Origin of the sequence: Streptomyces sp. NPDC046465, from assembly GCF_040646035.1 — a bacterium.
Taxonomy (GTDB): Bacteria; Actinomycetota; Actinomycetes; order Streptomycetales; family Streptomycetaceae; genus Streptomyces.
On sequence record NZ_JBEYZK010000005.1, the window covers coordinates 64,849 to 77,082 of the forward strand.

Annotated in this window: 11 protein-coding genes; 6 read left to right on the plus strand and 5 right to left on the minus strand. The window is 73.5% G+C overall.

Going from position 1 to position 12,234, the window contains the following annotated elements:
- Nucleotides 1-27: 27 nt before the first annotated feature.
- Nucleotides 28-1,491 (minus strand): amidase, encoded by a 1,464-nt coding sequence (locus ABZ953_RS09595; protein ID WP_361719423.1) that lies wholly within the window; start codon nt 1,489-1,491, stop codon nt 28-30.
- Nucleotides 1,492-1,618: 127 nt separating this feature from the next.
- Here ABZ953_RS09595 and ABZ953_RS09600 point away from each other — a divergent pair, with 127 nt between their 5' ends.
- On the plus strand, nt 1,619-2,653 hold the full coding sequence (locus tag ABZ953_RS09600) for a LacI family DNA-binding transcriptional regulator (protein ID WP_361719426.1): 1,035 nt from the start codon (nt 1,619-1,621) through the stop codon (nt 2,651-2,653).
- 18 nt (nt 2,654-2,671) lie between these two features.
- On the opposite strand, the gene trxA is transcribed toward ABZ953_RS09600, so the two are convergent.
- Nucleotides 2,672-3,067 carry a thioredoxin gene (gene trxA / locus ABZ953_RS09605; RefSeq protein ID WP_361719429.1) on the minus strand — a complete coding sequence of 132 codons (396 nt, stop codon included), beginning with the start codon at nt 3,065-3,067 and terminating at the stop codon, nt 2,672-2,674.
- Between the two features lie 164 nt (nt 3,068-3,231).
- On the opposite strand from trxA, the gene ABZ953_RS09610 reads away from it, so the two are divergent.
- Nucleotides 3,232-4,656 carry an NAD(P)/FAD-dependent oxidoreductase gene (locus ABZ953_RS09610; RefSeq protein WP_361719432.1) on the plus strand — a complete coding sequence of 475 codons (1,425 nt, stop codon included), beginning with the start codon at nt 3,232-3,234 and terminating at the stop codon, nt 4,654-4,656.
- A gap of 26 nt (nt 4,657-4,682) precedes the next feature.
- Here ABZ953_RS09610 and ABZ953_RS09615 read toward each other — a convergent pair whose 3' ends face one another.
- Nucleotides 4,683-7,973: a cytochrome P450 gene (locus ABZ953_RS09615; protein WP_361719435.1), complete on the minus strand. Its 3,291-nt coding sequence runs from the start codon at nt 7,971-7,973 to the stop codon at nt 4,683-4,685.
- A 222-nt stretch (nt 7,974-8,195) separates the two neighbouring features.
- Between ABZ953_RS09615 and ABZ953_RS09620 the strand changes: the two genes are divergently transcribed.
- The 4 genes from ABZ953_RS09620 to crcB (ABZ953_RS09635) all read left to right on the plus strand — a co-directional run bounded on the left by ABZ953_RS09620 (nt 8,196) and on the right by crcB (ABZ953_RS09635) (nt 11,121).
- On the plus strand, nt 8,196-9,017 hold the full coding sequence (locus ABZ953_RS09620) for a PAS domain-containing protein (protein WP_361719438.1): 822 nt from the start codon (nt 8,196-8,198) through the stop codon (nt 9,015-9,017).
- Between the two features lie 59 nt (nt 9,018-9,076).
- Nucleotides 9,077-10,183, plus strand: a complete 1,107-nt coding sequence (locus ABZ953_RS09625) for a M20 family metallopeptidase (RefSeq protein ID WP_361720140.1) — start codon at nt 9,077-9,079, stop codon at nt 10,181-10,183.
- 69 nt (nt 10,184-10,252) lie between these two features.
- Nucleotides 10,253-10,747, plus strand: coding sequence for a fluoride efflux transporter CrcB (gene crcB / locus ABZ953_RS09630; RefSeq protein WP_361719441.1), 495 nt, complete (start codon nt 10,253-10,255; stop codon nt 10,745-10,747).
- Nucleotides 10,744-11,121, plus strand: a complete 378-nt coding sequence (crcB, locus tag ABZ953_RS09635; protein WP_361720143.1) for a fluoride efflux transporter CrcB — start codon at nt 10,744-10,746, stop codon at nt 11,119-11,121. Before crcB (ABZ953_RS09630) ends, crcB (ABZ953_RS09635) begins: the two co-directional genes overlap by 4 nt.
- Here the strand turns inward: crcB (ABZ953_RS09635) and ABZ953_RS09640 are convergent.
- Together ABZ953_RS09640 and ABZ953_RS09645 are read right to left on the minus strand one after the other, a co-directional pair.
- Nucleotides 11,079-11,666 carry a dihydrofolate reductase family protein gene (locus tag ABZ953_RS09640; protein WP_361719444.1) on the minus strand — a complete coding sequence of 196 codons (588 nt, stop codon included), beginning with the start codon at nt 11,664-11,666 and terminating at the stop codon, nt 11,079-11,081. The genes crcB (ABZ953_RS09635) and ABZ953_RS09640 overlap by 43 nt on opposite strands.
- Nucleotides 11,667-11,749: 83 nt before the next feature.
- Nucleotides 11,750-12,100, minus strand: a complete 351-nt coding sequence (locus ABZ953_RS09645; RefSeq protein WP_361720145.1) for a tetratricopeptide repeat protein — start codon at nt 12,098-12,100, stop codon at nt 11,750-11,752.
- Between the last annotated feature and the right edge of the window lie 134 nt (nt 12,101-12,234).

Genomic DNA, 12,234 nt, shown 5'->3' on the forward strand with positions numbered 1-12,234 from the left:
TTGAGGGCCTCCGCACAAGAGTGCCCCTCAGGCCGTTTCCGTACCGGGAATCTGCGCGGGACTCCCGCCGCAGTCCGCGTCGGGCACCGGCGCCGGCCACTGCTCGTACCACCGCTGGTCCGCCTCCAACTGCGCGGCCAGGGAGATCAGGAGCGGCTCGCTGCCCGCGGGGCCGAGCAGCTGGGCGCCGACGGGCAGGCCGCCCGGGGTGCGGCCCGCGGGCACGTTGACGCCCGGCCAGCCGAGCACGTTCCACGGCCAGGCGTAGGGGCACGCCGCGATCATCGCCCGGTCGGTCCGCCAGCCGTTCAGCGTGGCGAGCGTGCCGACGCGCGGCGGGGGAGCGGCCGTCGTCGGCGCGATCACCACGTCGTACGTCGAGAAGACGGCGCCCACCCGGCGGTGCAGCGCGGCCTCCGCGCGGCGCGCGAGCCGCAGCGGGGCGCGCCCCAACAGCCGCCCCATGCGGGCCGCTTCCCGCGTGCGCGGGTCCAGGAGCGAGAAGTCCGGCACCTGGCGGCTCCACTCCGCGACGCCCGCCGTGGCCCGCGGCACGAACGCCAGGCCGACCTGGCCGTAGCGGGGGTCGGCCTCGGCCACGTCGTGCCCGAGCGCGGCGAGCCGCTCCGCGAGCGTCACTACCCGGTCCCTGACCACTGGGTGCAGTCGCTTGGGCGTCGCCGTGAACGGCATCCGCAGTGACAGGGCGATCCGCAGCCGCCCCGGATCGCGGGTCGCGGCCTCGGCGGCCCTGATGGCCGGGGGCCGGTGCAGGTCGCCTTCGTGGCTGCCGCTCGCCGCGTCCAGGAGCAGCGCGGCGTCCGCGACGGTCCTGGCGAGCGGTCCGTTGACGGTGATGCCCTGGAAGGCCTCGGGCCACGGCCACGTCGATATCCGGCCGCGCTGCGGCTTGATGCCCACCAGATGGGTCCAGGCCGCCGGGATCCGCACCGAGCCCGCGCCGTCCGAGCCAAGGGCCGCCGGGACCAGACCCGCGGCGACCGCGGTCGCCGAGCCGCCCGACGAACCGCCCGGGGTGTGGCCGGTGTTCCACGGGTTGCGGGTGTCGCCGAAGCCGGGCCCCTCCGTGAACGGCCACTGCCCGAGCTCACACGTGTTGGTCTTGCCGACGATCACGGCCCCGGCCGCCCGCAGCCTGCGCACCGCCTCGGAGTCGGCCGCCTTCGGCGGGAAGTCGCCCCGGCAGCCGAACGCGGTCGGCTCGCCCGCCACGTCCATGTCGTCCTTCACGGCCAGCGGCACCCCGAGCAGCGGCCGCCCCGAGGACGCGCCGCCCGCCGCCAACTCCCGGTCGGCCGCGTCCGCCTCGGCGAGCGCGGCCTGTGCCCGCACCAGCTTGAACGCGTTGAGCACCGGCTGCGACGCCTCGATCCTGGCCAGCGTCCGCTCGGTCAGCGCACGCGCGGACACCTCTCCGTCGGCGAGCGCGCGGGCGGTGCGCGCCAGGCCTTCGGCACGGTCGGCAGTCATGTGGGGGGCACCTTCGCTCGACGACGGGTGCCCGAACGTTAACCGGCGAGTAGCACAACACGGAACGCCGGGAAGGAAGTTCCCCGCCCGAGGCCGCACCGGCGGCGTCTGCAAGGATGGCGGGGCCATGGTGCAGATACCGAAGCAGCAGTCCACGCAGCGTTCCGTGCCGACGAGCGCCGACGTCGCGCGTCTGGCGGGGGTCTCCCGCGCGACCGTCTCGTACGTCCTCAACAACACCAGCGCCGTCCGCATCAGCGAACCCACGCGCCGCCGCGTCCACGAAGCGGCCAGGGAGCTCGGCTACGTTCCGCACGCCGCCGCCCGCAGCCTGCGTGCCGGACACAGCCGCATGGTCCTGATGCCCACCGCGGAAATCCCGATCGGCCCGCTCTTCAGCCAGTTCTTCAATGAGCTGCAGTGGGCGCTCGGCCGCCTCGACTACACCGTCGTGCAGTACGCGAGCCTCGGCCTGACCGGCGAGGACGCCGCCCGCGCCTGGGCCGAACTGCGCCCCGTGGCCGTGCTCGCCCCCGACGTCTCCGCGGTCGGCCCGCGCGGCGTCACCGTCCTCAAGCGGTCCGGCGCCAAGGCCGTCTTCACCCTGGGACCGCACCGGGTGGAGGGCGCCCACGCCCTGCTCATGGACGGACGCAGGGTCGGCGAGGCCGCCGCCCTGCACTTCCTGGCCCGCGGGCGCCGCCGGATCGGCGTCGTCGTCCCCGAGGAACTGGGCCTGGAACACTTCTCACGACCCCGCCTCGAAGGGGCCCGCCAGGCGGTCGAGAGCACCCGTACCGCCGGCGCGTCGGTCACCGAACTGCCCCTCGCGTACGACGAGGAATCGGCGGCCCGGCTCGCGGACCGCTGGCGCGACCTGGGCCTCGACGCCGTCTTCGCGTACAACGACGAATACGCCATGCTCCTGATGCGCGCCCTGCAGGACGAAGGCATCGCCGTCCCGGACGAGACCGCCCTCATGGGCTCGGACGACCTGATGCTCGGCCGACTCCTCAGGCCCCGGCTCAGCACCGTCCGCATCCAACTGCCGTCGGGCCGCGGACTGGCCGAACTCGTCGACCGCGTGGTGCGCGACCCGGGCGCCGAACCCGAGGTGCACGACGTGCTCGGAGCAGACATCGTGCACCGCGAGTCCAGCTGACCAAGCCCGAGGTACCGCTTACTGGCCCTGCTGCTCGCCCTGCTGACCGGCCTGCTCCTCGGCGACCTGCCGACGCACCTCGTCCATGTCCAGGTTCCTGGCCTGGCCGATGACGTCCGTGAGCGCGGCCTCGGGCAGCGCGCCCGGCTGGGCGAACACCGCGACCTGGTCGCGGACGATCATCAGGGTCGGGATCGACTGGATGTTGAAGGCCTGGGCGAGCTCGGGCTGCGCCTCCGTGTCGACCTTGGCGAAGACCAGGTCGGGATTGGCCTCGGCGGCCTTCTCGTACACCGGGGCGAACTGCTTGCACGGCCCGCACCAGTCGGCCCAGAAATCGATCAGCACGAATCCGTTGTCCGTGACCGTCTGGTCGAAGTTGTCCTTGGTGAGCTCCAGGGTGGCGTTGCTCATGGTGTGTCCTACTTCCTGCTGTCGGGCGTAGCCGCTGTGCACAACGGCCGATGACGCGGACGTATTCCGCCTGTCGTACGCGCGGAAGGTGCCGCATGTGCACCGGCGCATTACGCGCGCGTACCCGTGTGGCCACGGCGCACACCTGCCGACAGACTGTCCTCATGACGGATGCCATCACGTACGACGTAGTAGTCATCGGAGCAGGTCCCGTGGGGGAGAACGTGGCGGACCGGGCCCGTGCGGCCGGGCTGAGCGCCGCGATCGTGGAGAGCGAGCTCGTCGGGGGTGAGTGCTCCTACTGGGCGTGCATGCCCAGCAAGGCCCTGCTGCGCCCCGTCATCGCCCGCGCGGACGCCCGCCGCGTCCCCGGCCTGCGCCAGTCCGTGCAGGGACCGCTCGACGCCTCCGCGGTCCTCGCGCACCGCGACGACTACACGTCGCACTGGAAGGACGACGGCCAGGTCGGCTGGCTGGAGGGCGTCGGCGTCGACCTGTACCGGGGCCACGGCCGCATCGCGGGCCCCCGCGAGGTCACGGCCACCGGCACGGACGGCGCCGTGCGCACGCTGCGGGCCCGCCACGCGGTGGCCGTCTGCACCGGCACCCGCGCCGCCCTGCCCGACCTGCCGGGCCTCGCCGACGTCAAGCCGTGGACCAGCCGCGAGGCCACCGCCGCCGACCACGTGCCCGGCCGCCTCCTGGTGGTCGGCGGCGGCGTCGTCGCCGTGGAGATGGCCACCGCCTGGCAGGCCCTCGGCTCGGCCGTCACGGTCCTGGTACGGGGCGGGGGCCTGCTGCCCCGCATGGAGCCGTTCGCGGGCGAGCTGGTGCGGGAGGCCCTCACGGAAGCGGGGGCCGAGGTCCGCTCCGGCGTCTCCGTCACCGCGGTGCGCCGCGAGAACGGCACCGTCACGGCGACCCTGGACGACGGCTCGACCCTGCAGGCCGACGAGATCCTCTTCGCCACGGGCCGCGCCCCGCGCACGGACGACATCGGCCTGGAGACCGTGGGCCTGGAACCCGGCTCCTGGCTGTCGGTCGACGAGAGCCTGCGCGTCGAGGGCAGCGACTGGCTGTACGCGGTCGGCGACGCGAACCACCGCGCGCTCCTCACCCACCAGGGCAAGTACCAGGCCCGCATCGCAGGCGCCGCCATCGCCGCCCGCGCCCAGGGCGTCCCGCTCCTGGAGACCGACCGCTGGGGCGCGCACGCCGCCACGGCCGACCACGACGCCGTCCCGCAGGTCGTCTTCACCGACCCCGAAGCGGCCTCCGCGGGCCTGACCCTCGCCGAGGCACAGGCCGCGGGCCACCACGTCCGCGCCGTCGACTACGACATGTCCGGCGTCGCGGGCGCGGGCCTCTACGCCGACGGCTACCGCGGCCGCGCCCGCATGATCGTCGACCTGGACCGCGAGGTCCTGCTCGGCGTCACCTTCGTCGGCCCCGGCGTCGGCGAACTCATCCACTCGGCGACGATGGCGGTCGCGGGCGAGATCCCCCTCGACCGCCTGTGGCACGCGGTCCCCGCCTATCCGACGATCAGCGAGGTGTGGCTGCGGCTGCTCGAGACGTACCGGGGATGAGCCCCGCCCGCGGCGACGGCTCCATCTCAGCTGCCCACATAGACGTCCTCGACATAGCGCCCCGAGGCGGCAAGGTCGCGCCACCACGCCTCGGCCGCCGCGCTCCCGCCGCCCGTGTACTTAGCGTGCAGCCGCTGGAACGCCTCCCGGACGCCCGGGGCCATCCGTGAGCCGTCGCCGCAGACGTAGACCTGCGCCCCGGCCTCAAGCAGGCCCCAGACCTCAGCGGCCTCCGCCTCGATCCTGTGCTGTACGAAGCGGAGCTCGCCCTCGGGCGCGGCGGAGTACGCCGGGCGCATCGACACCGCGCCCGCGCGCTCCGCGTCCGTCAGCTCCGCGCGGTGCAGATAGTCGACGTCGGGGTGGTCGCAGCCGAAGTAGCAGAGCGCCGGGGCGAGGCTCCCGCCGTCCCGAAGCAGCGCCAGACGGTCGGCGATCGCCCCGCGGAACGGCGCGAGACCCGTGCCCGCGCCGACCATGACGACCGGCGTCGCCGCACCGGCCGCGATCCGGAAGTCGTCCCGGCAGGGCTGCACGCGCGCGTGGAGGGTGTCGCCGGGCCGAAGGCCGTGCAGGTACGAGGATCCGGTGCCGCGGAACGTTCCGCGTCCCGAGCGGGCCGGTGCCGAGAGGAGCGAGACCATCAGGTCGGCGTGGTCCGGCGATGCCGAGGGTGACGACGAGATCGAGTAGTGGTGCGGGCGGACCGGCGGCAGCAGTTCGAGCAGGACGGGCCAGGAGAGCCCGCCGCACAGGGCCGGATGGTCCTCGACCAGATCAAGCAGGCTTCCCTGACGCGCCGTCAAGGCTGCCTGGTCTCCCGCCAGTTGCCGCAGCGCGGCCCGTTCCGGCGGGCACGGGTTGTGCTCGGCGAGCAGAGCGGCCTGCGCGGCGGTCGGGGGGTCCCCCAACTCGACGTACCGGCCGAGGAGTTCACGCACGGCGACGGGGCGGTCCAGCGGCAGGGTGGACCGGCCGGGCCGGTGCGCGCGGATGCTGAGGACCGTGTCCAGGGCGACCCCGAGGACCGCCGCCGCGCGCTCGACCGCCGCGGGGCCGTTGACCGGCAGGACGGAGAGGTGGTCGGCGGTGCGGTAGGACACACCGTCCGGGAGCGCCACGCGCAGGAACCGCTTCGGGCGGGCGAGCGGATGGGTGAGGTCGGCGAGATCGGCGGTCTCGGTGACGGTCATCGGCAGCGTGCCGTGCCGGGCGTCCAGCGCGTCCAGCGGCCCGCCGAGGACCTCCACGACGTCGTAGCCCCTGGCCGCGGGCGCGGTGCCGGTGCCGGTGTTGGTGCCGGTGTCCCCGACGCTCTCCGGGTCGCCGTACTGCCGCAGCAGCGTCTGACGCAGCGCCGAGGCGAAGCGGTCGACCGTGCCGGTGAGGTCCCCGGAGGCGTCCGCCGCGGCGCGCTCCAGGAGGCGGGTCCCGCCCGCGGCGGTCAGCCCTTCGTCGATGAGGGTGGGCACCCGCTGGTAGGTCGCCGCCCAGTTCCGGTCGCCGACACCGAGGACCGCGTACCGCACGCCGTCGGCCGAGCCGGGCGCGGCCTCGCCCAGCCAGGAAACGAACGCGCCCGCGTCGTCGGTGGGCCGGCCGTTGTAGGAGGCGGCGACGATCACGACGGGGGAGTCGGCGGGCAGCGCACCGGCTGCCTCGTCGAGCGGGGCGACGCGCACGTCGAAGCCGAGGCCCGCGGCGGACTCGCCGAGCTGGGCGGCGTACTCGCGGCACGTCCCGAAGTTGGAACCGTGCAGCAGCGTCAGGGCGGTGCCCGCCGCCGCCCGGGTGGGCAGGCCGTCCGCAGGCCCGGCGACGGCATCTCCGGCCGCGCCGCCGGAACCGGACAGGCCGCCGGGCGCGGACGGCCCGGCGATTGCGGACCGGCCGCGCGCGCGGTCCGCCGCGGTGCGCGGGACCAGCGTCATGGTGAAGCCCTCGGGCTTGAGGGTGAGGGTCTCCTTGATCTTCAGGCGGTAGCGGTCCCGGTCGACGAAGCGGTAGCGATGCACCAGCATGCCGAGCAGCATGGTGGCCTCGTGCAGCGCGAACTGCCGCCCGATACAAGCGCGTTCACCTGTCCCGAAGGGCTTGTACGCGTGCGGGGAGCGGGCCGCCTCGGTCTCCGGGGCGAAGCGCTCGGGGTCGAACTCCTCGACGTTGTCGCCCCAGACCGGGTCGCGGTGCAGCATCGGCGTGAGCACCACCACGCTCTGGCCCGCCTCGACCGGGTGGCGCCCGCCGAGGGTCGTGTCGGCGCGGGCCCGGCGCTGGAACGCGGGGGCGGTCGGCCACAGCCGCAGCGCCTCGTTCAGCACCTGGCGTACGTAACGCAGCTTGCCCACGTCCTCGTACGTCGGCTCGGGGTCCGGCTCGTCGCCCCACAGCGCGTCGACCTCGGCCTGCGCGAGGTGCAGGGCCGCGGGGTTGCGCACCAGCTGGTGAAGGGCGAAGGCCAGCGTGCCCGAGGTCGTCTCGTGCCCGGCGATGAGGAAGGTGATGACCTGGTTGCGGATGTTCGCCTCGTCCAGGATCTCACCGCTGTCGGGGTGCGGGGAGTTGAGCATCAGACCGAGCAGATCGTCGACGCCGGTGTCCCCCGACGTCTTGCGGGTCTCGATCACCTCGTCGACGACCTGCGCGAGAAAGGCGGCGTCGGTCTCGAAGGCCGCGTCCTGCGCGCGGTACTCCCCGGCGGGGTCCCTGGCCAGCTTCGCCTGACTGTGCGCCAGGCCCCGTACGAGCGCCTGCACGAAGGGGTGGGGCTCGGCGCGGCCGAAGGACTCGAAGTCGTAGCCGAACCCGGCCAGGCCGATGGTGTCCAGCGTCATCCTGGTCATGTCGTCCGACACGTCCACCGGTGCGGACTCGGCCGCGCCCGGTGCGAACCGGCCGTCCCAGGAGGCGATCAGGCGCCGGGCCACGCGCAGCATGTGCGGGTGGTACGTACGCATCGAGTTCATGGCGAAGGCGGGCAGCAGGATGTCGTGCGCCTTCGCCCAGTTGGGCTCGTCGTCGTACGCCGTGAACAAGCCGTCACCGGCGATGCCCCGGACGTTCTCCAGCGCCGGTCCGATGCCCTTGGCGAACCTGGTCTCGTCGGCGAGCTCCTCGACCAGCTCCAGGGAGCTGACGAAGACGGTCTCGCGCCCGTGGTACCGGCGGACGTAGCAGGGGCCGTGCCGCCGCGCGAGCTCCACGGACTGCTGGATGGGGGTGGCGGTCGGTCCGGCCGCCGTCACATCGACGGTGGGCAGTACGAGGTCCGGGTGATCCCGCAGACCGCAGACTTCGACGGTGTGTTCTTCGCTCATCGGCCAGTGCCTCTTCCCGTGGACGCAGGGGAGTTGAGCGCCCGGTGGGCGGGGCGCCGTTCATACCGTGACCCGCCCCGGGCCGCGCCGCCGCGCGAGAACTACATAATCTTGTAGGGGTGTTTTCGGCCCCGGAGCTTGCGCGCGGGGCGCCGGAGTGCGTGGACCGGAGTGCGTGGACCGGAGTGTGTGCAGTCGTGATGTGTGCGGGAAGTGATGTACGTGAGTGATTCGGGCGAACCCGACAGCGCCCCGGGCGGGACCGCGGGGCACGGGGCGAGGAGCACGGCGAAGAGCGCGGGGAAGAGCGCGGGGAAGAGCGCGGGGAAGAGCGCGGGGAAGAGCGCGGGGAAGGTCGCCGACGCGGCCGTCTGGCGCGGGCGCTTCCTCAGCCTGCTCGACCGCTCGCCCACCCCGACCGCCATCGCCGGCGCGGACGGCCTCGTCTCCGTCGCCAACCCCGCGTTCGCCGCGGCCCTGGGGCTCCAGCCGGGCCGCGTCGCGAACCGGCTGCTCCTCGAACTGCTCACCCCCACCAACAGCCGACAGCTCCGCAAGCTGGACGAGGCCATGCGCTCCGGCCGCAGATCCCGCTACCCCGTCGAGGCGACCTGGACGGTGCGGGGCGCGGCACGACACGGTCGGGTGACCGTCGAACCGGTCGCCGACCCGCTGGAGGAGATCCCGCCCCTCCTGGTGACGCTGCGCGTGGCGGAGGAGCGGCCGGAGCAGGCCGCGGACGGTGTCGCGACCGACGCGGACGAGGCTGGAGCGGAGCTCGCCCACCCCGCCCTGAGCGCGCAGGAGGCCCGCATCCTGCGCCTGGTGGCGGGCGGCGCCACCACATCGGTCGTGGCGCGCACGGTCGGCATCGGTGTCGACGGCGTCAACTACCACCTGACACGGCTCTGCCGCCGCCTCCAGGCCCCGAACCGGACGGCGCTCGTGGCGCGGGCCTACGTACTCGGCCTCCTCGACCCGGCCGCGTGGCCGCCGAAGGTGGCGCCCCCCAACGCGCGGCGCTCGGGCGGGCCCGTTCCTTGACCGATGCTCCAAGATCGGCCGGGCAAGATCGACACGCCACGTACCCTTGCGCCGTGATGATGCGAAAGGCAGTCGATGTGAGTGTCAGCGCGATGATCGAGGATCTCAGGACGCTCGTGGAGGTCGAGTCGCCCTCGCGCGACGTCGACGCCCTGACGGCTTCGGCGCGGGCCGTCGCCGCGGTCATCGAGAGCCGGTTGGGCGGGCGGGCCGTCCTCGTCGGGAGCGAAGCCGGGCCGCATGTCCACTGGTCGGGCGGTGGCAAGCCCCGGGTGCTGATCCTCGGCCACCACGACACGGTGTTTCCGCTCGGCACTCTCGAACGCCGCCCGTTCGAGGTCGAGGGTGGCCACGCGACCGGCCCCGGAGTCTTCGACATGCTGGGCGGTCTCGTCCAGGCCATCCACGGCATCGCGGCCCTGGAGGACCGGTCCGGCGTCGAAATCCTGGTGACCGCCGACGAAGAGGTCGGCTCCCACTCCTCCCGCGCGCTCATCGAGGAGCGCGCCCTTGCCTGCGGTGCGGTCCTGGTGTTCGAGGGCGCTGCCGACGGCGGCGGCCTGAAGACCGGCCGCAAGGGGTGCGGCACGTTCGAGGTCTCGGTCACGGGCCGCGCCTCGCACGCGGGCCTCGAACCCGAGGCGGGCGTCAACGCCTTGGTCGAAGCGGCCCGCCAAGTCCTGGACATCGCGGCACTCGGCCGCCCCGGCATCGGCACGACCGTCACCCCGACCGTCGCGTCCGCGGGCACCCTGGACAACGTCGTTCCCGCCGAGGCGACCGTCGTCGTCGACGTCCGGGTCGAGACCGCCGAGGAGAAGGAGCGGATCGAGTCCGCTTTCGCGGCACTGACCCCGCACCTCGCAAAGGCGCAGGTCACAGTCCGGGGATCGGTCGGCCGCCCCCCGATGCCCGAGTCCGCGGCCGCCGGGCTGTTCGCGGTGGCGCGGCGGCTGGTGCCCGGCTTGGCGGGCAGGGCGGTCGGCGGCGGAAGCGACGGCAACTTCACCGCCGCGCTCGGGGTGCCGACACTGGACGGCCTCGGCGCGGTCGGCGGCGGCGCGCACGCGGACCACGAGTACCTGGTGGTCGACACGATGGCCGGACGGGCCGACCTCGTCGCCGGCCTCGTGCGCGCGATCCGGAACGGCGAGCACCTGTCCTAGGGCGGTCCTAGGGAGCCGACGCCGGGAGTCGGCGACACGGCGACCGGCGGGGACGGTTAGCGTAGGCCCATGGGAGCTCAGCGGCCCGGGGCGGTGGACGAACCCACGGACCCCGACATCGATCTGTCCGTGGCCGCGCGGCGCCGCGAACTCGCGGGGGGCCGATGGGGCCAGTGGCAGATCCTGGCGGCGGTCTCCGTGGGCGGCGGCATCGGCGCCGTGGCACGGTACGGGGCGTCGAGGACCTGGCCGGGCACCACAGGCGGATTCCCCTGGACGACCCTCGTGGTGAACGCCGTGGGGTGCGCGGCGATCGGCGTCCTCATGGTCCTCGTGAGCGAGCTGGGGACGGCGCACCGGCTGGTCCGGCCGTTCCTCGGCACCGGCGTCCTCGGCGGCTTCACCACCTTCTCGACGTACGCGGTGGACATCGAGCGCCTGGTACGGGACGGCCGGGCCCGCACCGGCCTGGCCTACCTGGGCCTGACCTTGCTCGCTGCCGTCGCGGCGGTGTGGTGCGCGGCGTGGACGACGCGCCGCCTGGTGGCGTGGAGGCGGACGTGAACTGGCTGCTCGTCGTCGCCGGCGGCATGATCGGCGCCCCGCTGCGCTACCTCACCGACCGCGCCGTGCAAGCGCGGCACAAGACCGACTTCCCGTGGGGCACCCTCACCGTCAACGTGGTGGGCTGCATGGTCCTCGGCGTGCTCACGGGCGCGGTCGTGGCGGGCGCGGCGACCTCGCACATCCACCTGTTCCTCGGCACCGGCCTGTGCGGGGCACTGACGACCTACTCGACCTTCTCGTACGAGACCCTGCGGCTCGCCGAGCGCGGTGCGGGGTTCTACTCGGTGGCGAACGCACTGGGAAGCGTCGTCGCGGGCCTCGGCGCGGCCTACGCGGGGGTGGCCGTCGCCGAGGCGCTCTGGACGTCGTAGCGGAGCAGGACGACACCGTTGCCGAACGTGTGTGTCCCGGTGAGCCGGAGGTCCGCCGTGACGTCCGCCGCCTGGAACATGGCCTTGCCCCGGCCGATCAGCACCGGGTGGACGTAGACATGGATCTCGTCGAGCAGCCCCTGGCGCAGGAAGGACGAGGCGAGATCGGCGCCGCCGACGCCCAGGTCCCCCTCCGAGCCCTCGCACAGGGCCCGGATCTCCTCGGGCACCACCTCGCGCACGATCGTGGTGTTCCAACCGGCCTTTTCCAGGGTCCGGGAGAACACGTACTTGGGCATGGAGCGCCAGATACCGGCGAACTCCCGCACCGGCTCGGTGCAGTCCGGATCGGCGTCCGCGGTCGGCCAGAAGCCGGCCATCAGCTCCCAGGTGACGCGCCCCTCCAGGGAGGCGCCCATGCGGGCGGCCTTCTCGTTGAAGTGCCGGTGCAGCTCGTCGTCGACCAGGTGCCAGTCGAGCTCGCGGTCCGGTCCCTCCATGAAGCCGTCCAAGGACGCGGACATCATCCAGACGATCTTGCCCATCACGGGTCCTCACCGTCGTCGTGCGCCCGCCGGTGCGGCAGGTCGCTGGGCTGACGGTACGCACCGTCCGGCCCCGCGTCCTCTCACATCCGGTCGAAGTCGTCGCCGGTCAGTGCCGCGGCCATCCGCAGCTGCGGACGCGCCTCGTCCGGGCGGCCCTGCCGCTCCAGCGTGCGCCCCAGCATGAGCCGGGCGTAGCTCTCCACCGGGTCGAGTTCGAGAACCGTGCGCAACGCCGCTTCGGCGCGCAGGAGTTGCGCCGAGTGGTAGTAGGCGCGGGCGAGCAGCAGACGCGGGGCGACCTGCTCCGGCACCTCGTCGGCCAGGGCGTCGAGGACGCGGGCCGCCGTCGCGTACTCCTTGGCGTCGAAGAACTGCCGCGCACGCTCCCAGCGCTCCGCCGCCGTCCCGTGGTCGTAGTAGGTCATGTCCACTGTCTGCATGTCCACTGTCTGCCTCCTTCGAGACCTGTAACAGTGCGCATTAGTTGAATATTTCACTGAGTTGAATATGCACTGAAGCGGGCGCCCGCCTGCAGTAGCCCTCGATTTGATCGTCCCGAGGCCGG